Raw genomic sequence first — 26044 nt, forward strand, 5'->3', positions numbered from 1 at the left:
GAGGTTATGTTCATGAATGTACAAGCAAAAATAGACTGGATCGGTACACCAAAACCGTATATATATAAAGATGAAGTAACATACGACGCTACTTCCATCGACTTTTCACTCGCTGGCGATGACAATCGATATAAATTAATTGTGCTCAGCTTTGAAGAAAATACACATTACAAAATTGTCCAATATGGAATCAAACCCGGCTCACAAAAGCCATTTCCTATCGATATTCCATTCGAACAAAACATGTTACCAATTATAGAACAAATATTACATGATCCATATGTGCAAGCGATATTAAAGGAAACGCGCTCATAATTGTAAAAAAGGATATCACCTCACCGGATTTTTTCGGCTAAGTGATATCCTTTTTATTTCCCCTTCGTAAACAAGAGTAGAGAAAAATATATTAACGGTTCGACACGAAATATCGATTTACCGACAAAGATTGACAAGAGAAGTAAACTACAAAAAAGATGCCGTTCAAAAATATTGAAAAACACCTTTCCATCTCCATTCACAGTTACAATATAATAATCCAAATTTCATTTTTTCTGTTTTGAGCATTTTTTGTTTATAATGGTAAAGGAAAGAAATATGTGTACGGAGGAATATTATGCTGCAACACTCAATTACGAAAGATGAAATTATGATGATTGCGAATGAGTTCGTTCAAGGACTAGATCCACAGCAAACAGCTGATCAGGAACATGTCGCTACAGCTCGGCACCTATATCGTAGTGGTGTTGTCTACAACGTTGACTTTGATGGTTATACGCTATCAGGAACTGTAGATGCTGCAGGCAGCGTATATAGCGTCCATATCCCGATTCGTAACGTCGCTGAAAGCTATTGCGATTGCTTTGCACCAACGCAATGTGAGCATATGCTCGCTGTTTTACTATCTGCAGCATCTAGTTTCGGGCAAGTAGGGGATGTATTAACTTTATTTAAAAATAATACGAAACCTTCCCTTCCTCCTATTCGAACTGCAAGACAAGTATTGCAATCATCAGCGTTTGAAGAAACGGATTATAAAAGTTGGCAATCGTATTTTGACAACGAATATGAATCATTTAAAAAAGAACAAGCTCGGCTTACTTATAAACAAATGTATTTTCTTATGAGTATTTTTACAGACTTCTATACGAAACTCGAGCGGAAAGCTCCGCGTATCGTTGCGATACATGAGTTGTTCAGGCTACACGCAGCGCTTTATTGCTTTCAAAAATTATTAAAAGAAATTCAGGACTTCGAAGCAAATAAAACGTATTCTTATCACCAGCCTGTTAACGTCGTTCGCTTATTTGTAGATAAAGTGGAATCCATCGTTCGGGACTTACAATCAGAAGCGATTCCTTCAGAGTCTGAAGCAATTTTGCAAGAAACAGCTCGTCTCGTTCACGAAGTATTCTTCTCCACTGACGCCTATACGCAAGAAAGATTTTTTATTTATCGTCACATATGGAGTGAACTCTTACACAATAAAGAGAAACTGCAAGAAGAAGAAAAGCGAATCGATACGAAAATCAATCCACTTTCCAAAGCATTAGCATCTTCTCACCTACTCTTTTTAAATGACGAAGACCTATTAGCGATGGACTTACTAAAAAAACAGCCTGCTTCTGTTGTAAGTCTGTACTTCTATTGGTTAGAAGAGCTATTAAATACAATGCAGTGGGATCGTGCGAAAAACTGGCTTTCCTTTACGTATAAACAAGTGAAGAAAACGATACATGAGCACGAAAATACGATTTTCATAAAAGATATCGTTCGCTTATTTGTCATCATGTATGAAACGTATGCAACCCATACAAATGAACAAGCCGGACTCGAAATGATTTTGCAAGAGCTACTACCCTATAGTTTCGCAAACTATGAGCAATACGTACTCGCGAAAAAGCAATATCGTACATGGGCAGAACTTCAGCTCTTACATGGGTTTGAAGCAATTGAACTTTTGAAAGAGCCGCTGAAAGATATTGAAAAGGAAGCACCAGAAGCAGCCCTTCCTCTTTATCACCTTGCTGCTACCGAGGCCATTGAAGAGCGAAACCGCAAATCATATAGACGTGCAGTTCGTTACTTAAAGAAATTACGTACATTATATAAACGATTAAAGCGCACTGATGAATGGGATGCTTTCATTATTCACATCGCAAACTTACATTCACGTCTGCGTGCACTACAAGAGGAATTACGGAAAGGAAAATTAATCGATGATCAATCAAACTGAAGTAACAATTAGGCTCCAGCACGTTAGTCAAGGTTGGTTCCTTTGGGGAGAAGATGACAGCGGTACTCCATTATCCGTAACAAGTTGGAAACGAAATGCATTTACGTGGCACTCCACTTCCTTCTACGGCACGTTTCTAAAGGAAGCAACCTTTGAAGGAAAACAAGGTGTTATGCTAACAAACGCACAAGCATTTGAATACATCGCTAATAAACCGATGAACTCCTTTGCCTATATTCAAATGAATGGCCCTATTACAGCACTTACGAAAGATGCGAACGAATTATGGGATGCCTTCACAAGCGGTAGCTTCGTACCTGATATGGAGCGTTGGCCCAAACAACCATCTTGGAAAGTGCAAAATACCCCAATCGAAGATGACACATTGGCATCTCTTTTCTCGGCCGCGGTAAATGAAAGCATATTACAAGATAACCGTTCAAACGATGGATGGGAAGATGCAAAGAGACTTTATGAACATTACGACTTTACGAAAAGACAATTGGATGCAGCACTACATGAAGAAGATTGGCTTCGAAAAATCGGTTACATTGAAGATGACCTTCCCTTTACAATTGGACTACGGCTACAAGAGCCGCAAGAAGAATTTGAAATGTGGAAGCTTGAGACAATTGTTACACCAAAGCGCGGGGCACATCGCATATATGTATATGAAAGTATCGATTCTTTGCCAAAACGATGGCACGATTATGAAGAACGTATTCTTGAAACACAAGAAGGATTCAGTAAGCTCGTACCGTGGTTAAAAGAAGGCGATGCATTCCGAAGTGAGCTCTTTGAAACAGAAGCGTGGAACTTCTTAACAGAAGCAAGTAACGAATTACTCGCTGCAGGTATTACGATTTTACTGCCATCCTGGTGGCAAAATTTAAAAGCGACAAAACCAAAATTACGTGTGCAACTGAAGCAAAATGCCACGCAAACGCAATCTTTCTTTGGCATGAATACACTCGTTAATTTTGACTGGCGAATTTCAACGAACGGCATTGATTTATCAGAAAACGAATTTTTCGAACTCGTTGAACAAAACAAACGATTATTCAATATAAATGGTCAATGGATGAGACTGGACCCAGCCTTTATCGAAGAAGTACGAAAGCTTATGAACCGTGCCGATAAATATGGACTCGAAATGAAAGATGTCCTTCAGCAACATTTATCAAACACTGCTGAAACAGAAATTGTAGAAGAAGATAATCCATTTACCGATATTGAAATCGAGCTAGATGGATATTATGAAGAGCTATTCCAAAAACTATTGCACATTGGAGATATTCCAAAAGTAGATGTCCCTTCTGCACTAAACGCAACACTCCGTCCGTATCAACAACATGGCATTGAGTGGTTATTATATTTAAGAACGCTTGGATTCGGAGCATTATTAGCTGACGACATGGGACTTGGAAAAAGCATTCAAACGATCACTTACTTACTATATATAAAAGAGAACAATCTCCAAACAGGCCCTGCTTTAATCGTGGCACCGACATCTGTTCTTGGAAATTGGCAAAAAGAATTTGAGCGTTTCGCACCAAATTTACGTGTTCAGTTACATTATGGAAGTAACCGAGCGAAAGGCGAATCATTTAAAGACTTCCTTCAATCAGCAGATGTTGTATTAACATCTTATGCATTAGCTCAGCTTGATGAAGAAGAACTTAGTACGTTATGCTGGGATGCTGTTATTTTGGATGAAGCACAAAATATTAAAAACCCACATACGAAACAGTCGAAAGCAGTACGAAACTTGCCAGCAAATCACAAAATCGCTTTAACCGGTACACCGATGGAAAACCGACTTGCCGAGCTTTGGTCTATTTTCGACTTCATTAATCACGGATATCTCGGCAGCTTAGGACAATTCCAGCGCCGCTTCGTCTCACCAATTGAAAAGGACCGTGATGAAGGAAAAATCCAACAAGTTCAACGTTTTATCTCGCCGTTTTTACTGCGTCGTACGAAGAAAGATCAAACAGTCGCATTAAACTTGCCTGATAAACAAGAACAGAAAGCGTACTGTCCACTCACTGGTGAACAAGCTTCCTTATATGAGCAACTTGTTCAAGATACATTGCAAAATGTAGAAGGATTAAGCGGGATTGAAAGACGCGGATTTATATTACTCATGCTGAACAAACTTAAACAAATTTGTAACCATCCTGCTCTTTATTTAAAAGAAACAGAACCAAAAGACATCATCGAACGTTCCATGAAAACGAGCACGCTAATGGAGCTAATTGAAAATATAAAAGATCAAAATGAAAGTTGTTTAATCTTCACACAATACATCGGTATGGGGAACATGCTAAAAAATGTGTTAGAAGAACATTTCGGTCAGCGCGTCCTCTTCTTAAACGGTAGTGTACCGAAGAAGGAACGTGACAAAATGATCGAGCAGTTCCAAAACGGAACGTATGACATTTTCATCTTATCGTTAAAAGCAGGTGGAACTGGCTTAAACTTAACCGCTGCCAACCATGTCATTCACTACGACCGTTGGTGGAATCCAGCTGTAGAAAACCAAGCAACAGACCGCGCATATCGTATTGGTCAAAAACGCTTCGTTCACGTTCATAAACTTATTACAACGGGGACACTCGAAGAGAAAATTGATGAAATGTTAGAAAGAAAACAATCATTAAACAACGCTGTCATTACAACCGATAGTTGGATGACCGAACTATCTACAGATGAACTAAAAGAATTGCTTGGTGTATAAAGTGCAACTTTAATCAGTGGGGGTTTTCTTCATCCCACACTGATTATTAGTTGAACCAATCGGACTTTTATGAGCAGTTGATCCCCCACCTAACTTCTTTGCTCTCGCTGCATTTTGAGGTGGGGGTCTTACTGCCCATTAAAGCGGGATAAACAAAAGGAGCTAATCTCAAAAGATTAGCTCCTTTTTCTACTCCAAAACCAATTGCTTATTATAATTCCTGTTAATCCGCCGCACGTATCCAGTAATGAATCTTGCCACATCGGTGTACGATCTCCCGTAGTCCATTGATGAATTTCATCAAATGTTGCATATCCCGCAACGAATAGAAGAGCGTATAGGAAGCACCTTTTTCTCGAATAACCCGATCGATGAAAAGCATAATACGTCAATGAACCGAGCATAAAGAACACCATAAAATGAGCACCTTTACGAAGGAAAAACTCAATAAATCCGCCTACACCTTTATTTGCAATGCTAACAGGTGTACCACCACCATAATCGATAGATACCCACGAGAAATGCTCTTTCACAAACTCAACATTTACATATTGTTCAATATCCGAACGCATATCCTGCTTTTTATATGGTTGTGCCGAGGAATAGAAAATCAACCCCATCCATAGTAAAACAGGAATCCAAAATAACCATTTACGATTCATTCTTCCGAAACCCCTCTCTTAGTCTTTTAAGCGTACCAAAAAAAAGAATAAATTTCACGCCAAAACATGACATTTGCACCCTATTTATAAAGTGAAAGGGGGTGATAAACATGGCAGTCGAAACAATCGTAACGGACTTAACTTTACGTCTTGTCTTAAACAATGGATTAGATCAGAACGGAAAAACAGCTTTTAAGCAAAAACAATTTAAGCGTGTTAAAACAAACGCAAACTTAGAGCAAGTACAAAACGTAGCACGTGCTCTTGCTTCTTTACAAGCATCACCGCTTCACGCTATACAGCTTGTTAGCACATCAGATCTTTCTACCCTATAAGGTGGAACTTTAATCAGTGTCGGGCATCCTCCGCTGATTACACCGATCGCCCTACCCGCATATAACACGATAAATAAAAAGGAGGAAATAAAGTATGCAAGTACTAGAATTAATTTTTGCGAAAGAAGATGGAAAAACAGTTGTTTTTTCTATCGAGAAACCTATCACACCCGTCGATGCACAAGTCGTAAATCAAGTAATGGATACCATCCTTGCCTCATCTGTATTTTCATCAATTAATGAAAATACCCGAAAAAAAGGAGCCCGTCTCGTAGAAAAGAAAGTATCTGAAGTTCCAATTAACTTATAAACAAAAAGACGAATCTGCATCATTTTGCAGATTCGTCTTTTTTCTTCGGCATTTCAATCGGAATAAAGATTTTTGAAAAACCGACGCATACATATTTATAATGTTCTCCGCCTATATCAAACTCGGTCGTATATGTTGAGAAGAAAATATAATCATTTCGCTTTGTATAATTCTCGATTAATAATCCAACTTGTGGCTCAACATATTTTTTCGCCAACTTCTTACCAGCCGATGCTAAATCGCCAAGGAGACCTTCTTCATTTTCCTTTTGAACTTCGTCTAGCTTCTTACTTACATCATTACGTTTCATAAACTGCTTCGCTGCCCAATCCGTATATTCACCTTTACTCGGATTACTATTTGCTAAATATACTAGAAGAACAACAACTAGAGCCATAATAATGTACTTTTTCTTCATACTATCTCACCGCCTACTCTTTTCTATTTTCATATATATGTACAAGCGATGCAAATTAGAAAGACTAACATCTATTGATTGTAAACGAATAGTCAAAATTTACAATATGAAACAGAATATTAATAATTAATTTACTTAATTCGTATATAATTATATTTGGTATTACTATCATTTATAAGGGAGGAATCAAATTTATGAATGAAGAAAATGATATTATTATTTCTAATTCTACAATGATGCTGGAACCTTACAAGCACCCTTATTATCGCACCAAAATTATCGACAGTAGCAGGAACCATCTTTACTCCTGTCAAACTGCTCTCCAACTCATCAAGCAATCTTGTCTAACCAATGTTCACTCTACTTATCAAGGTAGACGTAATGCAGTCCAAACAAACTTTAAATTCAAACAAAATGTCCCAATTCCAATTAATCATCGAGAATATATTTGTGCTTTCCCGACAGAATCTCCTTCTTCTCCAAACTGTATATGGCTATTTTATAACCATATAGATGACATAGAATTTTTCAAAAAGAGCAAAAAAGCTAACATTCATTTTTCAAATGGCACTACTACAACAATACATATCAGTCCCCATAAGTTAAAACAACAATTATTAAAAGCTGGATACGTATTATCACGTATGAACATGCAAGATTCACTACAATTTAAAAACCTCTTATTACATTTACTACCTTAACAGAATAAGTAGAATGGAAGGCAATATCCCTTGCCTTCCATTCTTATAATCCTATTTATCCTCTTAAGCTATTTCGCATTTTCTCAAGTGCTTGCCGATACACCCACCTCACTTGATAATAAGTCATTTCCATCTCGCTAGCGATTTCCCCCATCGTCTTCCCTACAAAAAAACGTTCGAAAATAATATACTTCTCCTTCTCATCTAATACACTCATAAAATCCTTTGCTCTTATTTCAGCATCTTCAAACGTAAAAATCTCCTCATACTCACCTACGTAAACATTCCTTTCTTGCAAGGCAGACTCTTTCTTCAACCTTTCCAATATATAACCACGCACAGTTATAACTGCATATGCAGGAAAACTTCCTTTCTCCGCATCAAATCTTTCATAAGCATGCCAAAGACCAATTAAACCACATTGATAATACTCTTCATGATCTTGATAAATACCTAGCTTCTTTATTTGATTTACAATCATTCCTTCATACAAAACAACTGTCTCTGTAAAAGTCTCTGGCTTCACACAGTACCTGTTTCTAAAAGGTATACCTCTTTGTTATTCCGCCGGTACCTCCACAATATAAAAATAAAGAAGCGACTTCACTGTGAGTAATTTCAAATACTACCGCCGAAATTTGAAATTACACGAAGTAGAATTTGAAATTCTGCTGGTCGTATTTGAAATAAGGGTAAAAATAAAAAAGATTCCTTCTATAAGTGAGAAGGAATCTTTTTTTTATACATTTTCGATTTATACTATTCTGTAGTTATACGTTTGAAAGATCTATCGATTGCATATAAACCTGTAGATAAAATACAACTTATAACGCCAACAAATATATAAGGATTCTTATTCGGCATATATTCTACCGCTAACAATAATACAACTAACATGAACAAAAAATTTGCTAATAGCTTCTTAAACATATGTATCTACTCCTTATAACAAAAATGCAGCAATTACTTTTATAATTGCTGCATTTCTTTCTAGCGACATGAAATATCAAAATTATTGCACTAGTCCTCTTAGCGCACCAAAGCCAATTGTTAAGATAAAGAAAATAACCATAAGAATCGTTGCTTTCTTTTTGCTTAAACCAGCTGTAATTTGAAGACCTAACCATGTGATCACAAATCCCCAAATTGTAAATACTTCAATACTATTTGCAATACCTTTTACAGTACCTCCACTTGAATTAAAAATCGGACCTAAACCAGTGTAAAATTCTTTCCCTGAACCACCTAGAATAAGTGCTAAAACTGTATTTATTAATAAACCAAGTAATGAAATAATGCTTGAATATACAGTAATCGTTAATAATTTCTTATAAGAAGTATCATTACTCATTAACATCATTAACACTTTGTATACAGCAGCACTAATGAAGAAACCTATTATCATACCGAGAATACCAAATACAAAACCAGCACCGAAAGTCATCACAGGTGTAACATTGACCCCTAATTCTTGATTGAGCTTAATTGATTCAGGTGTTAAAGAATATACATAAGCACCAATACCTCCAGTAATCCCTGATAATAAAGAAAGTATCCAAAACGCACCCCAAACCGCATTACTGTTCTTCATTCTCTCAAACTGTTCACCAGGAGATGTAATCATCCCTAATAATGACGGCTTTTTCGAACCTACATCTTGCGTATTAATATTTGCTTCCATTATAACGCCTCCTTCTATTTATATAACCCGTTCTAACGGGCGGTTCACTTCCTCAACATAGAGGCTACGAACCGCCCACTAGAACGGTAATGTGTAGTAGAGAGCCCCCCTCTCTACTACACTACTAACTTATTCATAACGTAATGCTTCAATTGGATCTAATTTCGCAGCTTTATTTGCTGGAATTAATCCGAAAATAATACCGAGTGTCATAGAGAATAGTACGCCACCAACGACAACTTCCCATGACACGAGCGGTGGCCATTTCGCAAATGTGGAAACGATATATGCCCCACCATATCCAAGACCAATTCCGATCAAACCACCTAGAAGCGTTAACATAACTGCTTCAATTAAAAACTGTAATAAAATTTTACTACGTGTTGCCCCAAGCGCTTTACGTATCCCAATTTCACGCGTACGCTCCGTTACAGATACGAGCATAATGTTCATAACACCAATACCACCAACGACTAATGAAATACCCGCAATACCACCGATAATCATCGTCATAATACCAGTTACTTTAGAAACATTTTCTTGGAATTCTTTTAAATTCACTAGTTCATATTTACCTGGAATTTCACTTGGCTTACGATTATTTAATACATCAACAGCTTGTTTCCCAGCTGCTTCTAAATCGTCTACATTTTTAGCTTGAATTGCGATATTTTGAATATCATCTGTTCCGAATAAAACAGGCCATAATGTAAGGGGGATTAACGCTTCTTCCATTTCAAATCCCATAAACTCATTATCAGATGTATACACACCGACAATCTGCATCGGTTGTCCTTTCATCTCAATAATTTGCCCAACTGGGTTTACGTCCTTAAATAACGTCTTTTCTGTTTTTGTACTAATCATCACAACGTTATTTGCATGAGAAATATCTGATTCATTTAAAGTACGTCCCTTTACGACCTTTACTTTATTAACCGCAAAATATTCATTATCAAGACCAATAACATTCAGATTTGCTTTTTTATCATTTACATCTAGTATCTCTGTCGTCGAATTTGTCGTAATAACATGTGAAACATCTTTCACTTGTTTTACTTCTAAAATATCCTCTTCCGTTAACTTCGGTATTTCAAATCCGCCTATAGCAAACTCATCATTCATATCTGGTTTAAATTGAATTGGCATAAGGTTATTACCACCAGAACCTGCGAATTTCGACTTCAGCATTGCTTCCCCGCCTTGCCCAATCGCAACGACAGTAATAATAGAACCAACGCCGATAATAATACCGAGCATCGTAAGAGCTGAACGTAGTTTATGAGCTAAAATAGAAGATAGGGCAATTTTTATACTATCTAGTAAACTCATACCGCACACCTTCTATCTTCTGTAATTTTCCCATCTCGCAGTACAATACGGCGGGAAGAATACGCTGCTACTTCCTCTTCATGCGTAACCATAACAATCGTTGTACCTTCTGCATTAAGCTTCGTGAAAATATTCATCACTTGTTCACCAGACTTCGTATCAAGCGCGCCAGTAGGCTCATCAGCCATAATGAACGTTGGATTATTCGCAATCGACCTTGCAATCGCTACACGCTGCTTCTGTCCACCTGATAATTCATTCGGCAAATGGTGAACCCTATCTGACAAACCGACTTTACCAAGCGCGTCCAGAGCCCTTTGACGACGCTCTGCTTTCTTCACACCACCGTATACGAGCGGAAGTTCAACATTTTCTACTGCCGAAAGACGCGGAAGCAAATTAAAGTGCTGAAACACAAAGCCAATATATTCATTACGAATTAAAGCAAGCTTTGACTCGTCTGCTGTTAAGATATTCACATCATTCAGCATATATTCGCCTTCTGTTGGACGATCTAAACAACCGATAATATTCATAAGCGTTGATTTACCAGAACCAGACGGTCCCATAATCGAAACGAACTCACCGCTTTGAATTGTTAAACTAATATCATGTAAGATCGGCACTGCCAATTTTCCTTGATAATACGTTTTAGCAATATTATTTAACGTAATCATTTCTCTTTCACTTCCATTCCGTCATACACGTCGTCGGAAGGATTTTTAACCACCTTTTGCCCCACTTTTGCGCCTTCAACAATCTCTGTCCAATCTCCATCAGTAGAACCTTTTTTCACATTTTGTTTACGAAGCTTCCCTTTCTCTTCAATATAAACAAATGCATCATCACCCTTTTCTACAATGCTCTTAGTTGGAACAGCAATCATCGTCTTATTCTCTAAATTTACTTGCAATGAAACGTGATAACCCGGAGATAAACCATCTTGACTATCAAGACTTGCTTTATATGTATATTGGGACATATTTTGAGTCGCTTCACCCATACCACCAGCTTGAGCCATCTCTGCACTCGTTGGGAATTCACTTACCTCTGTAATTTTACCTGTCCACTTCTTCTTATTATTCGCTTTCGCAGTTACAGTAAATGTTTGATCTGGTTGAATTTGTGACTTCTGAAGCTCAGTTAGCGTCCCTTGAACTTGGAATGGATCTTTAGACGCCACTTGTAAAAATGCTTTCCCTTGACCACCTAACGCTTGAGATGAACTTTGCGCCGCATCTTTATCTAACTTTTGAACGACACCAGTAAAATTACTATAAATCGTAAGCTCTTTCTGCTTTTTACTTAACTCTTCTTTTTGCAACTTCCCTTTTTCCTTCTCAAGATCAGTTGTCTTTTGCGCCATCTCTAATTCACTTACTTGCTCGTCCATCGGATCTGTTACTTCTTTCCCAGCTCCGCTATCCTTTGCCTTCTTAATTTCTTTCTTCAACGAATCAATTTTCTTCTTTCCTTGATCATAACGCATATCTGCCATCTTTTGATCAAGCTCAGCTTGCTTCATTTGCAAATTAATCTCTTCATTATCATAAGAGAATAACTTCGCACCTTTCTCAACCTCTTGTCCTTCTTTTACCTCAATATCTTTCACTTTTCCTTTAGTTGGATCTGCATAAAAACTTTCAATATTCCCAGGCTTCACCTGACCAGAAATTAACTTCGTATTATTAAGCTTTCGCTCCGTTACCTTCTCAAAGCTCACAGCATCAGCAGATGTTGATGCCCCCTTCTTCTTGCCTTGCATAATAAAAATATTAACCGCCGCTACAATAACAATTAGTGCAATAACCCCGATAATAATCCATTTCTTCTTGCTTGGAGTACGAACCGTATTTGGTATCATTTTCTCGCTCCCTTTATAACTTAATAGTTTAATATAAAAATTGTATAAAACTTTCTGAAAATAAATTACATATTATTACATTCTTTTTACAAAGTTTTACACATCCATTTATATTGTAACAAAAATTCCAATGATTAGAAATATGACATATTGTCTTTTAAGATAGATTTAAGGAAAGATTATATTAATATAAGAAAAGCCATTCCTTATTAATAAACTCCTTACCAAGATAAATTATTAAAATCATTTTCCTAATTGCACCATTATCATTTTTGTCACATATATTTGACATTTCATTTATTCAATTATAAAATGTCATATATAAATGACATTTCTAATGCACGAGGTCTACAATTATTAATAGGAGGTTTATATTTGAATAACGTTAAACAATATCGAAAATCTGAAGGTCTATCGCAGCTAGAATTAGCTAAAAAAGTTAATGTAGCGAGACAGACAATAAACTTAATTGAAAACAATAAATATAACCCCTCTTTAGCCTTATGTATCGAATTAGCAAAAGCACTAAAAACAGATTTAAACAGTCTATTTTGGGAGGGAGATTAAATGATGAAAATTGAATGGAAAGAAAGAGTTTATAATAGTTTTGTTGGAACAATGAGTGAGAGAGATGAATATCAAAAACAAGAAATCAATAAAGAATTATCTGTAGCTGGAATTGGTTTATGGTGGTTAAATATGTTGGTAATGCTTATTATGTTACTTGTTGATACTATGAACCACACAATATCTATAGGAACTATATTAGTTTTTCTATCTAATATGATTTATGCTAATTATTTAACATTTAAGCTTAAGAAAAAAGGTTTAAATGAGACTGAATGTGCAACAAAAGAAGAGTATTTGCAACATAAGAAAAAATTAAGAAAAGCGGGCTTAAAAGCAGGTGTACTTTGGGGCTTTCAAATGTTTGTTTTTATGAATTATATCCTTCCCTATGTAGGTTCAGAAGAAATCTCTATTTCTTTATTTGATGTTGGGCTTTGGAGTTGCGGCGGTATATTTTTCGGTGTAACTATGTACATGATTGGTTTATTAAACCTAAAAAAATTATACTAATTAACAAAAATCACTTACACATAAAACTGCAATTTTACATACTTTTTATTTTTGCTAATATAAAAGCTATCCAATATAACAATTGGATAGCTTTTCAGACAAAATATTACGCAACTTTAGAAGCTTTTCTCTCATGTCCCATTTGAACAATCAGTAAGAATATCGTTGCTAATACGCCACCTGCCAACAGTAACATGAAGCAACCATCCCAGCCAGAACGATCAACAATGATACCAATTGCTGCGTTTGCTATGAAACTTCCTCCAACATAACCGAACAGACCACACATACCAACTGTCGTACCTACTGCAAATTTCGGTACTAATTCCATCGCACTTAAACCAATTAAGAACTGTGGTACATAAATTAAACAACCGATAATAGAAACTGCAACACTCACAACAATAATATTAGTTGCCTGCCAATAGACGATTGTTCCAACAACAACCCCAGCCATACTCATAACACATAATGGCATACGTTTTCCTTTGAATAATTTATCGCTTAAGAGGCCGACAATTAAAGAACTTGGAATCGCTGCTGTTTCAAATATTGAATACGCAAAATGCGCTTCTGTTTTTGTAAAACCTTTCACTGTTGTTAAGTAAATTGGTACCCAGTTAATAACACCGAAACGAATTAAGTAAACAAATGCATTCGCAATACATAAAAACCAAACAAATTTATTTTTCACTACATATTTCATTAAAATTTCTTTTGGTGACATCTTATTAGCATTATCTGCTTTTTCAAGATCTTCATAGTCATTACGATATTCATCAATTGGCGGAAGACCTTCAGATTCTGGCGTATCCTTCGCATTAATCCATACTAGAACTGCAATTACCATAGCGATTATCGCTGGGAAAATAAATACGCCGCCTTGCCAATGGCTTTCACCGAAAATACCTACACCTATTCCAATGAATGGTGGAACAAGTAGTGCACCAACGTTATGTGAAATATTCCAAAGACCTGTTTTCGTGCCACGTTCTTTCTTTGAAAACCATTTCGTCATAACAATACTACAAGGTGGTGCTCCCATACCTTGTACAATACCGTTTAGAACAAGTAATGTTAAAATCATCCCAAAGGAAGATGCATAACCGAAACAAATATTAACAAGCCCAGATAAAAATAAACCTACTGCAATAAATCGTTGAGCAAATGCTTTATCCGATAAATTACCCATAAAGAATTTACTAAGTCCGTAAACAACAGCCATTACTGCGCCTAATAATCCAATTTGTGTCGTGCTAAATCCGAACTCATCTACTAAATATGTAGTAGATAAATTAAAGTTACTACGAACTAAATAATAAGCAGCGTACCCAACTGAAATCCCGATTAACACACGAATACGTAATAATTTATATACTCGATCAATCATATCCGCTGGCAATCTCTCAATTGCAGGTGCTGGCTTAAGCCATTTAAACATATTCTTTCGTCTCCTTTTCTCACTTCTGAGAGAGACGCTGTCTATTCCATATCTCGATTATTCCGCTATTTGATATATTTTTGTTTGTTCTTCTAACCGGCTGCCCTTCTATTTCTTTCTCATTCTTCGCAAACATCGTTGGTACGCCAAACGAAACCTTTTCTAAAATGTGACCCGCTTCTTCTGATAAACAATAATCAATAAATAAATCCGCAATAATACCATTCGGTGCACGTTTTAGTTTCGAAATCGCATTAACAGATAACCCTGTTTGCTCAGGTACAATACTTACAATTGGAAAGCCTTGTTTTTGAAGCATTCTCTGATCTCCCATGAAATTGATGCCTATCATATACTCACCGCTTGCAACAAGTTCCACTGGTATGTAACCATTCACTGTTACTTCACCAACTTGCCCTGCAAGGTTCCTCACATATTCCTTCGCTTCTACTTCACCTACAGTATCAATAAGTGATTGAAAAAACGTATATGCTGTTCCTGAGACATTTGGATCTGGCATTACAATCTTTCCCTTATATACTGGATTTAATAAATCTTGCCACCTTGATGGATAAGGAAGTCCGAGCGGCGCTATTTCTTCATTCCACCGCTCTTTATTGATCGCCATTGCCAGCTTCTCCACTTCATAACCGTACCAATAACCGTCTTTATCTTTAACAGTTTTTGAAATACGGTTCGCATGCTGACTCATAACAGGAATAGATAGATTTTTTTGCTTCATCATTTGATGCGCGTCTACCGTACCGCCAATAATAATATCTGCTTTCGGATTTCCAGCTTCCTCTTCTACCCTCCGAAGAAGCTCTTCTGTCGAAAGACGAATAAATTCATACGTACAGCCGCGTGGTTTACAAAATGATGAAAGCAAAGCTTCACCAACTTCCTCACGAGCTGCTACATACGCAACAAGATGACGATCATCCAAAACAGGGAGACCACTTTTATTATATTTAATAGAGGTTGTATCTCGAGAGCAACTAGACATCGCTCCTCCAATTACTAGCAAAAAGAAGAAAAAGGCTATCTTTCTCATGACACATTCTCCTTTACAAATAAATTTGCGAGGGAGCTTTTCATATACATAACATTCCCGTTATTATCACCGAGATATTGCACAACAAAGTACGATGGATATACAGAAATAGTAAGAATGTCTTCCCGCTCATTCTTTATACGCTTCCTTGTTTTATAAGCGGTAATATAAGCAATCGGTTCATTCTGTGATTGTAATAATTTCTGTATTTCTCCGTAATCTGTAATTTGCTTTGCGTACCGAATCGAATCAAGTATGTGCGTAAGATTCATCGCACGTTCTACATCACCTTGGCGCACTATGACATCCTGCGCTGACGCAAAAAAATCACTAATACGTTCTGGTGTATAATACAGGCTTAACAAATACGTTTGAAATGCTGAAATCATTGGATCTGTACCATTCTTTCCGTACATATCAGCCCCGTACTGGAACAAGTCACCTACTGCAAAAGTACGTTTATTTCCATTCAAGTACGTTACTTCTCCAGTAAATACTTGTTCTTGATTCTTAGCTTCTCTCGGTTCTATTTGAATTCGGTCAAAGAATGAAACAATCGTATGCAAACGAACTTCATCCGTTATAACAATTTCTCCCCACTTTTCATGCCTAACCTTCATTTCAGTAGGCAGGGATTCATTCACTCTTTGTAAAACAGTTTGTTTATCATTCACTATTGTGATCCGATTATATATTTGCTTCTCCATCACATAAAACAAAATAAGAGAAACAATTATACAAAGAACAAACATAAGAATTTGAAATGATAGCCTTTTCATTTCTGCCTACCTCCAAGATAAAAAAACGTTGTTTCGAAAATACCGCATAATTGTTTCATAAATGTATCATTTAACCGCTTTCAAGTTTTTTATGTCTTCCATCCGTCTCGGAAGCAAAAATGTAATAAATATTGTAGTACCAATCTCTTCACTACTCTCAATTCGCATACTTCCGCCCTGCTTATTCATAATCTCCTGACAAATATACAAACCGTAACCATTCCCGTAACTAGAAGGCAGTACCTTCCCTTCTGGTACTTCATTCCACTCTGCAAGCACACCTTCATCTATACCAATGCCATCATCATGAACAAAAACCTTTGCCTCGCATTCATTTACAATTACATTCATACGAATTTGTGTAGCATCGCTATATTTTATCGCATTATCAAGCACGTTTAAGAAAATCTGTTTCGTCTTATCGAAATCGGCAACAACATGTACATCTGTTAACTCATTTATCACTTCAATCTCAAATTTCTGCAGACGAGGTTTCACAATTGAAACTGCTTCTTCTGCTAATTCCTTTATGTTCACAACTGTAGGTGATACTTCAAACGTACTCGTCCCGTACTTTGAAGACTTAAGTAATTCCTCTACAAGCGATAATAAACGCTCACTCTCTACAGCCACATATCGCAGGCTCTCTTTTACATCTTCCTTCGCCTTTAACTTCGGAATTAAATCCACATAGCCAATAATCGCCGTTAACGGTGTTTTTAGCTCATGCGTAATACGGTCTAAGAAATCTTTCTGCTTCTCTTTCTCCTCTTTCAATTGCTTAATATGCAGTTCAATTCCATCAGCCATCGAATTAAAAGATGCTGAAAGCTGAGCAATTTCCACATATTCATTTAGCTCAATCTTGCTTTTATAATCCCCATTCGCAAGCCGCTTTGCCATTTGTCTTAACTGATCGATTGGCTTATGAAGAGACTTCGCCAAACGAATTGCAAAGAAAATACCCGCAGCTACTAGACAAAGAGACGTCATTAAGAACGTCCAACCAACATTTGTTAAAACTTCCTTCTCACCCTTTAACTCATTTATAAAACGAACACTTCCGATGACATCGTTTCCATAATAAACTGGGCTTGAAAACAAAAGAATTGGAGCTGGATCTCCCTCTTCAAAAACATAAGACTTCTTCCCCTTCAAAGAGCTCTCAATATCAATGTTCCGATGAAGGAGTGCTCCTTTTTGCGTATCCGCAACAACATCTCCATTCTTCCCAATCATCTGTACACGTACATCCATGCGCTTCGCTAAATACGAAGCAATTAAAAGTGAATTCGGACCGAGCGTCTCTACCTCTGCTTCCTTCTCTAAATAATTCATCGTATAAATTTGTGCTTCTACACTTAATTTCTCTAAAGAATTTGCCGCGTTATGATACATATTCTTTTCTAACGTAATATAAACAACTGCGTACAAAAGAACAAAAATCGGGATTAACAGTCCCACTATTCCAAACACCATATTCCTTTTTAAAGACATACCATCACCACTTAACAATCTAGTTTATAGCCAACGCCATAAATTGTCTTAATATATTCCCCGCTATTCCCTAGCTTCTTCCGCAGTCTTTGCACCATAATATCAACCGCTCTCGTATTTCCGATATACTCAAACCCCCATACTTTCTCAAGTAACTCATCTCTCATAAATACACGCTGCGGATTGGAAACAAACAACTGACATAAATTAAACTCTCTGTACGTTAACTGAATTTCTTGTCCCCTAACATGTACCTTTCTTTCCTTAGGACAAATCGTTATCTCTCCTGCCCCAATTACTTCATGACTTACCGTTACCTCTGCCTTCATCACACGCCGCGTCATATTCTTAATCCGAAGAATAAGCTCAGCATAATTAAATGGCTTCGTCACATAATCATCCGCACCAAGCTGCAGACCAAGCAATTTATCATTCATCTGACTCTTTGCAGTTAACATGAGTACTGGAATATCCCTATTCTTCTCACGGAACAAACGAAGCAACTCGTACCCATCTGTATCTGGAAGCATAACATCCAAAATTAATACATCCGGTCCTTCATTCCATTTCTCTAAAGCTTCTCTTCCATCAGCCGCCGTGAGCACTTCATATCCTTCCATCTCCAACTGCATCCGAATCAAATTACGAATACTCGATTCATCATCAACTACAAGTATTTTCATTATTCTCCTCCTTCCATCTCGTATTATAGTACAGTTTAGTATAGCAAAAATCATACAAAAAAAGAGAGGGTATTGTCGAACATATGTTGAACGACAATCCCCTCTCTTTCACTTATTATATTTTATTTAGCATACCCGTTAGGTTGCTTCTGATGCCAATTCCAAGCATGCTCAATGATTGTTTTCACATTTACATACTTAGGATCCCATCCTAACTTCTCTTTCGCTTTCTGAGAAGAAGCAACTAAACGTGCTGGATCTCCCGCACGGCGCGGTGCTACTTCAGCTGGAATTTCATGATTTGTAACTTCACGAACTGCATCAACGATTTCTTTCACGCTGAAACCATTACCATTTCCTAAATTATAGAAATCACTCTCTCCGCCGTTCTGTAGGTCCTTAAGACCTAAGAAGTGAGCCGCTACTAAATCTTCAACATGAATATAATCACGGATACAAGTACCGTCTGGTGTATTATAATCATCACCAAACATCATAATCTTCTCACGTTGACCTAACGCCACTTGCAGTACAAGAGGAATTAAATGCGTCTCTGGACGGTGATCTTCCCCAATAATACCATTTGGAGTTGCACCAGCCACGTTAAAGTATCTGAAAATCTTATAACGTAAATTAGAAGCTTGGCTATACCAATGAAGCATCTTCTCGATTGCTAACTTCGTCTCTCCATACGTATTCGTTGGATTTGTCATCGTTTCCTCAGTAATAAGGTCTACATCTACCTCACCATACGTTGCCGCAGTAGAAGAGAAAATAAACTTATCTACCTTAAACTCATCCATTACCTCTAATAAGCAAAGTGCACCATACACATTGTTATTGTAATATTGAAGAGGCTTCTCCATACTAACTCCAACTAAAGAATCCGCTGCGAAATGCATAACCGCCTCAATACTCTCTTGTTTAAAAACATCTCTTAAAAATGCTTTATCACGAAGATCTCCATTATAAAACTTCGCACCTTCCGTAATTGCATCCTCATGACCAGTTTGTAAGTTATCTACTACTACTACAGATAAACCTTCGTCTACTAATTTTTTCACAGCGTGAGAACCGATATAACCAGCTCCGCCGCAGATTAGAATTGAGTTCATTGTCGTCCTCCTACATATATTAGGATTTCTTATTCACTCTCTTAATTATAAAAGGTATACGATTGCTCGTATACCTTTTGTGTACCTTTATTACTTAGCAACGAAATAATCCGTTACATATTGTGCCCAAACTTCATGCCCTTTAGCACTTGGGAAACCGAATTCTGTCTAAAGAAGTTTGGTTATTACTTCGTTACTTCAAGATGCCCTCTTAATTTATTCGTTAAATCTTGTTTTACTGCATCTGGAACATAGTAGTACCAAATGCCATCAGCAGCCTTGTGACCGTCACCTGGGATTTGAATATCCTCACTATTTTTTAAGCAATCTTTATAGTTCTTTTGCATATCAAACATTTGATCTTGCGTTAAGTTTGTCTTCACATTCTTTTGAATTGCTGCTAATACATCTCCATAACCTGTTAAAGAAGAGAAGCTTGCGCCCTTCTTAATAACAGCCTGCATTACTTGACGCTGACGCATTTGACGTCCAAAGTCACCACGTGGGTCTTCTTTACGCATACGTGTGTATGCTAGAGCTTGGTCACCTGTTAAATGAATATTCCCTTTTTGGAAGTGCTTCCCTTCTAGAGAGAACTCCAAGTCGTTATTTACATCTACCCCACCGACTACATCAACTATATCTTTAAATCCTTCCATGTTCACTTCAATATAATAATTAATAGGAACATTCAAGAAGTTTTCTACAGTCGCTACAGACATATCTACTCCGCCGAATGCATAAGCATGATTGATTTTATCGCTTTTACCTTTTCCAACAATTTCTGTATAAGTATCACGAGGAATACTTACTGTTTTCATAGAGTTATTTTTAGGATTTAATGTAATCACCATTAAAGAATCTGAACGCCCTTTATCATTACCGCGCTCGTCTGCCCCTAGCAGTAAAATTGAAACTGGTTCACTCTTGCTAACTTTTTCTCCAACTTTATTGTTGTTTTGATCACGTTTTAAAGGTTGATGAACTTCCTTTAATGTATTAGATACAGAAGAATATACATTATAGGCATAAATTCCTCCACCTATGATTAGTACCCCAAGAATACCAAGTACCCAAAATAAAATTTTCTTTTTCATTATTGTAACCTTCTTTCTTAAGCCTAACTTACAATACATATAAATCCTATTATACAAAAAAAAAACTTAATAAAACCAAATAATATAGCAATCCACAAAAAATAGACAAACAACAATTATATATTGTTATTTGTCTATCACATATCTTAATATATTTATTCTTTCTTGTCACCAAGCGCAAACGTGATTTCTGTCTCACAAGCAATTTCACCATCTACAGTAGCAATTGCTTTTCCTTTTCCAATTGCTCCACGTACACGCGTCATTTCAACTTCTAAACGAAGTTGATCACCTGGACGGACTTGTCGTTTAAAGCGGCAATTATCAATGCCTGCGAAGAATGCTAAGCGACCACGATTCTCTTCTTTCTTCAACATAGCAACAGCACCAACTTGTGCTAAAGCCTCTACAATTAAAACACCTGGCATTACAGGATAATCTGGAAAATGTCCATTAAAAAATTCTTCATTAGCTGTAACATTCTTTATTCCAATAGCACGCTTTCCTTCTTCTACTTCTAAAACTTTATCCACTAGTAGAAATGGATAGCGATGAGGAATTATTTCTTTAATTTGTTGAATATCTAGCATACACTTCTCTCCTTAAACAAGATTGGTCATACCACCAGAAGTTATACTATCATTATCCCATTTTAAATCTTATTTGTCATTATAAAAAAGGATTTCAAGATTTCTCTTCGAAATAAAAAAATGTATACACTCTTTTCAATATGTATTATTACTGACACGGAGGTTGAAAAGAGTGTATACCCAAGTTAGGGAAAGGCATATTATATCAAATATATTAAGCCTTAATGTCGTATTCAAGATTTATTATATATGACAAAAATAAGAAATTAAAACCTAATTTTCGACCTTTTTCGTATTAATTCCCCAATATTACTCAGGATTTCTCTATTTTCCTTACATTCTCTTAAATGTGATATTTAGAAATATGAATTTTAATAAAAAATTATTAAAATAAAAGCATAAAACGCTTGTAATAGAATTTACATAACAATATTATAATAGAATGAATAAAGGGTTTTACCCTAATTATTCAGATACCTCTATTTTTAGAAAGGAATCCAAAAATGGCAAAAGGTATACATACTATAGAGTTAACTACTTCACCAGATCAAATTTGGAAATTTATTAGTGATATAAACAATTGGGCTCCACTGGTCACTGGCTATGTTAAACATAAAATTATTGATGACAAACATTCAACTTGGCGTTTGCACGGTGATTTAGGATTTATTAAACGAGACGTTAGTCTAAATGTTGAAATCATTGAATGGCAAATACCTAATAAAATTAGCTTTACGATGGCTTCTCCAACTAAAAAGTTAATTGGTAGCGGATTTTTTCTTGCTGAATCAACCTCTCCTTCTACTACAAAAGTAACAAGTCAGTTAGAATTGCGAACGACTGGTAAAGGAGCTTTTGTTTTTAACGGCGCAATTATACCATTTGTACCTAAAATGACAAAGCAACTTTCTAAAAAAGTGGCAGATAAATTAATGAAGCAATTATAAAAAACCATCTCAGAAATTTATTGTAATAAATTTCTGAGATGGTTTTTATGGAAGTTAATTATTAACCATTTCTTTTTTTGATAATTTCTCCATATAGCTTAATAATTCATGTTTTAACTCATCATGTTGTAATGCCATTTCAATTGTTGTTTGAATGAATCCAAGCTTCTCTCCAACGTCGTATCGCTTTCCTTCGAAATCATAAGCAAATACTCTTTGTATCTCATTTAAACGCTGAATAGCATCCGTCAACTGAATCTCCCCACCTGCTCCTGTTTGTTGATTCTCTAAGAACGTGAAAATCTCAGGTGTTAATACATAGCGCCCCATAATTGCTAAGTTAGATGGTGCTGTTCCTTGATCTGGTTTTTCTACAAACTGACTAACTTGATAACTACGACCATTTTGTGCTAGTGGATCAATAATACCATAGCGATGTGTTTCCGTCTCTGGAACAGTTTGAACACCAATTACCGATGATTGTGTTGCCTCATATTGATACATTAATTGACGTAAGCATGGTGTTTCAGCTTGTACAATATCATCACCAAGTAAAACAGCGAATGGCTCATTACCAATAAACTTACGAGCACACCATACAGCATGACCTAAACCTTTCGGTTCTTTTTGACGAATATAGTGGATATTAATTTTAGAAGACTCTTGCACCTTCTTAAGGATTTCATGCTTACCCTTTTCTAGCAAGTTCTGTTCCAACTCAAAAGAATGATCAAAGTGATCTTCGATAGCACGCTTTCCTTTTCCAGTTACAATAATAATATCTTCAATTCCAGATTGAATCGCTTCTTCTACAATGTATTGAATTGTTGGTTTATCAACAATTGGTAACATTTCCTTTGGCATTGCTTTAGTTGCTGGTAGGAAACGAGTTCCTAATCCAGCTGCTGGGATGATAGCTTTTTTTACTGTTTTCAATGATAATCCTCCTAATAATATCTAATAAATATTTCACATTTAATTATAGTAATAAAATTTAATACTTTGAAACATCAAAGATTGATATTGAATTAATTGTAGAACCTATTAATGAAAAATTAAAATCAAATTTATTTGATCGGTAAATAAATAGTGAATCATCCTCAGCTTTTAATTGTGCTTCACCTAATTTTTCAAATAAACTTTCTTTTGGTATTTTCATATTTTTAATATTTATTTTCTGAACAATCGATTGATTGTTATATACTATATCAATATCTTTATATTGAACTAATGTTCCAGCTGCTAATTGTTTCTCATTTTGTGAATTACCTAATGTATTGATTATCTCTTCTTTAGTCTTTCCTAAAAAAGCAAGGTACTCTTCTAAATTTGGAGTGATTCCCTCTATTTCTTTTAATTCCCCTAAAAACTTGTTATAAGATATCGCTTGATTATATGGGATTGATTTAACTATGGATTCACTAATCCATCCCTCTTCCCCGTTTTCTAATGTGAGTTTTAACCAATTAATATCTGATTCTATCTCTTTTTGTTGCTCTTTTACAATAAACGGCGTTCCAAATAATATCGTTCCTACTACCTGTCCATCTAAATTCGGCTTACTTCTAACACGACCTTTTGCAGAATTTACATAACGGACGTCTAAAGTTGCAAGCGGGTTCTCCTCTTTTTTAGGAACCTCCACCTTATCTATTGACTCTTTTTTCTGTTCTTTCGCCTGTAGAGAATGTAAAATATTATCCTTTTGCCAGTAAGTTATCCCACCAAGCATCATCAATAATATAAAAACACTTAAGAACTTTCGACCCTTTTTCTTTTTTATATGATGTGAGCTTTGTTTTCTTAATAATGATACATAATCTACAGCTTGAGCTTCATTCTCACTTTTCGCAGCTTCATTTTTTATTAAAATTTTACCTGCCTGTTTCTCCATTGATTCCTTTTTAAACTTCTGCTGTTCTTCTTTACTCATAGCCTTGTACTCTTTTAAGAAGTTCTCATATTTCGGCACAATTTCTTGAATTGGACCATAATCTTTAATTTCTCCATATTCTAACCATAAAGCCTTTGTACAGAACTTTTTCACTTGTCCCGAAGAGTGACTTACAAAGAAGATAGTTTTCCCTTGTTCTTTAAACTCATTCATACGTGTCAAACATTTATCGGCAAATGTTTGATCACCTACTGAAAGTGCTTCATCAATTACAAGAACATCTGGATTAATACTTACTGAAATAGCAAAACCTAAACGAGATTTCATTCCACTTGAATACTTCTTGACTGGCATATCAATAAATTTTCCAATATCAGCAAATTCAATGATTTCCGGTGTCAACTTCTCAATTTTTTCTTTACTTAATCCCATCATCAAGCATTTTAATTCAATATTCTCCCTACCGGAAAGTTGATTGTTCAGCCCAGCTGCAATAGCAATAAGTGCAACTTTTCCTTTAATATCAATTTTCCCTTTTGTAGGAGGTGTAATTCCAGCAATTAAATTTGACATCGTCGATTTTCCTGAACCATTCACCCCGACAATACCAATTACATCACCTTTTTGAGCTACAAACTCTAAATTTCTTAATGCATAGAAATCTTCACCAAACCCTCCAGGATACATGATGTCCTTAAGTTTATCTGAATTTTTACTGTGCATTTTGTATTTTTTTGTTACATTATGAAACCTGACTGATTCATTCATTTTTTTACAACCCTCATTATAGATAATCTGCAAAATGCTTTCTAAATTTCACATGTAATGTTGAGCCAATTAAAAAAGTAATAAAAACAAATCCCCAAAAATACAATGTATAATTTACATCTTGAAAGAACCAATTTGTCCCTAATAAAGATGCTCGGTATCCATCAACAATATAACAGAATGGATTTAATTGCATAATTTTTTGGAAAATAGTTGGTAATCTCTCAGGAGTCCATAATATAGGAGTCAAGTATAATAACATTCTCATAATTGATTGCACAATCATTTGAGTATCCCTAACTATTGTCGCTAAAGTGGATGTGATTAAAGACAATGAGAATACTAGCATAAGCGTCGCAAACATATAATAAATGAGCTGAATATAGTGAATAGAAATTCCTTGTCCTGTTACTAAAAATAAAATTGTTATAACTCCTACGAGGATTACATGTGAATAGAAATTAGACATGATTACAAAGCTTGGAATAACACTCATGGGGAAATTCATTTTTGAAACCATGTTTAGCCTTGTATAAATCGATTTAGAAGCTTGCATCATTGCTGGGTTTATAAAAAACCATACAACTAATCCTGCAGATAACCAATAAACGAAAGGAACTCCATTAACACCTTGTCCCCCTCTAATACCTAAGCCAAAAACAAACCAATAAATACTCATCTGTATTATTGGATTCAAAAATTCCCAAAAGAGCCCTAAATAATTATTATTATTTGTACTTTTCACTTGATAAATAGATAAGCGTTTAATTAAATATAAACTACTTATCTGTTCTTTCCATACCATGACCATCGATTTCATCTT

General features: G+C 35.9%; 28 protein-coding genes. 9 read left to right on the forward strand and 19 right to left on the reverse strand.

The window, feature by feature from the left end; translation table 11 throughout:
* Nucleotides 1-12: 12 nt before the first annotated feature.
* From ACLBWW_RS11300 to ACLBWW_RS11310, 3 genes are all read left to right on the forward strand, one after another.
* Nucleotides 13-315 carry a DUF3910 family protein gene (locus tag ACLBWW_RS11300; RefSeq protein ID WP_098049190.1) on the forward strand — a complete coding sequence of 101 codons (303 nt, stop codon included), beginning with the start codon at nt 13-15 and terminating at the stop codon, nt 313-315.
* A 298-nt stretch (nt 316-613) separates the two neighbouring features.
* Nucleotides 614-2233, forward strand: coding sequence for an SWIM zinc finger family protein (locus ACLBWW_RS11305; protein ID WP_048542588.1), 1620 nt, complete (start codon nt 614-616; stop codon nt 2231-2233).
* On the forward strand, nt 2217-4973 hold the full coding sequence (locus ACLBWW_RS11310; protein WP_447614037.1) for a DEAD/DEAH box helicase: 2757 nt from the start codon (nt 2217-2219) through the stop codon (nt 4971-4973). Before ACLBWW_RS11305 ends, ACLBWW_RS11310 begins: the two co-directional genes overlap by 17 nt.
* A 176-nt stretch (nt 4974-5149) precedes the next feature.
* Here ACLBWW_RS11310 and ACLBWW_RS11315 read toward each other — a convergent pair whose 3' ends face one another.
* The gene (locus ACLBWW_RS11315) at nt 5150-5635 is read right to left on the reverse strand and encodes a VanZ family protein (RefSeq protein ID WP_048542591.1); all 486 of its coding nucleotides are present in this window, start codon (nt 5633-5635) and stop codon (nt 5150-5152) included.
* A gap of 110 nt (nt 5636-5745) precedes the next feature.
* Between ACLBWW_RS11315 and ACLBWW_RS11320 the strand changes: the two genes are divergently transcribed.
* On the forward strand, nt 5746-5970 hold the full coding sequence (locus tag ACLBWW_RS11320) for a DUF1659 domain-containing protein (protein WP_087985939.1): 225 nt from the start codon (nt 5746-5748) through the stop codon (nt 5968-5970).
* A gap of 94 nt (nt 5971-6064) precedes the next feature.
* Entirely contained in the window at nt 6065-6280 is a 216-nt protein-coding gene (locus ACLBWW_RS11325; protein ID WP_048542594.1) for a DUF2922 domain-containing protein, read from the forward strand.
* A gap of 19 nt (nt 6281-6299) precedes the next feature.
* On the opposite strand, the gene ACLBWW_RS11330 is transcribed toward ACLBWW_RS11325, so the two are convergent.
* Entirely contained in the window at nt 6300-6698 is a 399-nt protein-coding gene (locus ACLBWW_RS11330; RefSeq protein ID WP_000731403.1) for a DUF4359 domain-containing protein, read from the reverse strand.
* A gap of 194 nt (nt 6699-6892) precedes the next feature.
* Between ACLBWW_RS11330 and ACLBWW_RS11335 the strand changes: the two genes are divergently transcribed.
* Nucleotides 6893-7399 (forward strand): competence protein ComK, encoded by a 507-nt coding sequence (locus tag ACLBWW_RS11335; protein ID WP_107134722.1) that lies wholly within the window; start codon nt 6893-6895, stop codon nt 7397-7399.
* A gap of 55 nt (nt 7400-7454) precedes the next feature.
* Here ACLBWW_RS11335 and ACLBWW_RS11340 read toward each other — a convergent pair whose 3' ends face one another.
* From ACLBWW_RS11340 to ACLBWW_RS11365, 6 genes are all read right to left on the reverse strand, one after another.
* On the reverse strand, nt 7455-7925 hold the full coding sequence (locus ACLBWW_RS11340; RefSeq protein ID WP_098067743.1) for a sigma-70 family RNA polymerase sigma factor: 471 nt from the start codon (nt 7923-7925) through the stop codon (nt 7455-7457).
* A 233-nt stretch (nt 7926-8158) separates the two neighbouring features.
* Nucleotides 8159-8329 carry a hypothetical protein gene (locus ACLBWW_RS11345; protein ID WP_165775567.1) on the reverse strand — a complete coding sequence of 57 codons (171 nt, stop codon included), beginning with the start codon at nt 8327-8329 and terminating at the stop codon, nt 8159-8161.
* 82 nt (nt 8330-8411) lie between these two features.
* Nucleotides 8412-9080: a Yip1 family protein gene (locus ACLBWW_RS11350; protein ID WP_098067744.1), complete on the reverse strand. Its 669-nt coding sequence runs from the start codon at nt 9078-9080 to the stop codon at nt 8412-8414.
* Nucleotides 9081-9209: 129 nt separating this feature from the next.
* Nucleotides 9210-10412: an ABC transporter permease gene (locus ACLBWW_RS11355; RefSeq protein WP_098124099.1), complete on the reverse strand. Its 1203-nt coding sequence runs from the start codon at nt 10410-10412 to the stop codon at nt 9210-9212.
* Nucleotides 10409-11089 (reverse strand): ABC transporter ATP-binding protein, encoded by a 681-nt coding sequence (locus ACLBWW_RS11360; RefSeq protein ID WP_097889539.1) that lies wholly within the window; start codon nt 11087-11089, stop codon nt 10409-10411. The genes ACLBWW_RS11355 and ACLBWW_RS11360 overlap by 4 nt, the downstream gene beginning before the upstream one ends.
* On the reverse strand, nt 11086-12276 hold the full coding sequence (locus ACLBWW_RS11365; protein ID WP_447614038.1) for an efflux RND transporter periplasmic adaptor subunit: 1191 nt from the start codon (nt 12274-12276) through the stop codon (nt 11086-11088). Before ACLBWW_RS11365 ends, ACLBWW_RS11360 begins: the two co-directional genes overlap by 4 nt.
* 375 nt (nt 12277-12651) lie before the next feature.
* Here ACLBWW_RS11365 and ACLBWW_RS11370 point away from each other — a divergent pair, with 375 nt between their 5' ends.
* Nucleotides 12652-12843, forward strand: a complete 192-nt coding sequence (locus ACLBWW_RS11370; RefSeq protein ID WP_001067016.1) for a helix-turn-helix transcriptional regulator — start codon at nt 12652-12654, stop codon at nt 12841-12843.
* Nucleotides 12844-13356: a DUF3278 domain-containing protein gene (locus tag ACLBWW_RS11375; protein ID WP_098191654.1), complete on the forward strand. Its 513-nt coding sequence runs from the start codon at nt 12844-12846 to the stop codon at nt 13354-13356.
* 106 nt (nt 13357-13462) lie between these two features.
* Here ACLBWW_RS11375 and pgtP read toward each other — a convergent pair whose 3' ends face one another.
* The 8 genes from pgtP to fabZ form a co-directional block, all read right to left on the reverse strand.
* Nucleotides 13463-14797 (reverse strand): MFS transporter, encoded by a 1335-nt coding sequence (pgtP, locus tag ACLBWW_RS11380; RefSeq protein ID WP_098706692.1) that lies wholly within the window; start codon nt 14795-14797, stop codon nt 13463-13465.
* Nucleotides 14798-14816: 19 nt separating this feature from the next.
* A complete protein-coding gene (locus ACLBWW_RS11385; RefSeq protein WP_098706693.1) occupies nt 14817-15851 on the reverse strand; it encodes an ABC transporter substrate-binding protein in 1035 nt (344 codons plus the stop codon).
* Nucleotides 15848-16630: a DUF3919 family protein gene (locus ACLBWW_RS11390; RefSeq protein ID WP_098048766.1), complete on the reverse strand. Its 783-nt coding sequence runs from the start codon at nt 16628-16630 to the stop codon at nt 15848-15850. Before ACLBWW_RS11390 ends, ACLBWW_RS11385 begins: the two co-directional genes overlap by 4 nt.
* Before the next feature lie 66 nt (nt 16631-16696).
* The gene (locus ACLBWW_RS11395) at nt 16697-18127 is read right to left on the reverse strand and encodes a HAMP domain-containing sensor histidine kinase (protein WP_447614039.1); all 1431 of its coding nucleotides are present in this window, start codon (nt 18125-18127) and stop codon (nt 16697-16699) included.
* Between the two features lie 11 nt (nt 18128-18138).
* Nucleotides 18139-18810, reverse strand: coding sequence for a response regulator transcription factor (locus tag ACLBWW_RS11400; protein WP_048542614.1), 672 nt, complete (start codon nt 18808-18810; stop codon nt 18139-18141).
* A gap of 122 nt (nt 18811-18932) precedes the next feature.
* Nucleotides 18933-19925 carry a UDP-glucose 4-epimerase GalE gene (gene galE / locus ACLBWW_RS11405; protein ID WP_098706694.1) on the reverse strand — a complete coding sequence of 331 codons (993 nt, stop codon included), beginning with the start codon at nt 19923-19925 and terminating at the stop codon, nt 18933-18935.
* Nucleotides 19926-20110: 185 nt separating this feature from the next.
* A complete protein-coding gene (tagU, locus tag ACLBWW_RS11410; protein WP_447614040.1) occupies nt 20111-21022 on the reverse strand; it encodes a polyisoprenyl-teichoic acid--peptidoglycan teichoic acid transferase TagU in 912 nt (303 codons plus the stop codon).
* 155 nt (nt 21023-21177) lie between these two features.
* Nucleotides 21178-21612, reverse strand: a complete 435-nt coding sequence (fabZ, locus tag ACLBWW_RS11415; RefSeq protein ID WP_000884318.1) for a 3-hydroxyacyl-ACP dehydratase FabZ — start codon at nt 21610-21612, stop codon at nt 21178-21180.
* A 503-nt stretch (nt 21613-22115) separates the two neighbouring features.
* On the opposite strand from fabZ, the gene ACLBWW_RS11420 reads away from it, so the two are divergent.
* Nucleotides 22116-22559: a CoxG family protein gene (locus tag ACLBWW_RS11420; protein ID WP_098222503.1), complete on the forward strand. Its 444-nt coding sequence runs from the start codon at nt 22116-22118 to the stop codon at nt 22557-22559.
* Nucleotides 22560-22613: 54 nt separating this feature from the next.
* On the opposite strand, the gene galU is transcribed toward ACLBWW_RS11420, so the two are convergent.
* From galU to ACLBWW_RS11435, 3 genes are read right to left on the reverse strand one after another with little or no spacing between them, the layout of a single operon-like run.
* On the reverse strand, nt 22614-23495 hold the full coding sequence (gene galU, locus ACLBWW_RS11425; protein ID WP_098124106.1) for a UTP--glucose-1-phosphate uridylyltransferase GalU: 882 nt from the start codon (nt 23493-23495) through the stop codon (nt 22614-22616).
* Nucleotides 23496-23553: 58 nt separating this feature from the next.
* Entirely contained in the window at nt 23554-25221 is a 1668-nt protein-coding gene (gene tagH / locus ACLBWW_RS11430) for a teichoic acids export ABC transporter ATP-binding subunit TagH (protein WP_098222506.1), read from the reverse strand.
* A gap of 16 nt (nt 25222-25237) precedes the next feature.
* Nucleotides 25238-26041 carry an ABC transporter permease gene (locus tag ACLBWW_RS11435; protein ID WP_098706697.1) on the reverse strand — a complete coding sequence of 268 codons (804 nt, stop codon included), beginning with the start codon at nt 26039-26041 and terminating at the stop codon, nt 25238-25240.
* Between the last annotated feature and the right edge of the window lie 3 nt (nt 26042-26044).

The sequence above is a fragment of the Bacillus sp. M5A3_1b genome (genome assembly GCF_053345335.1).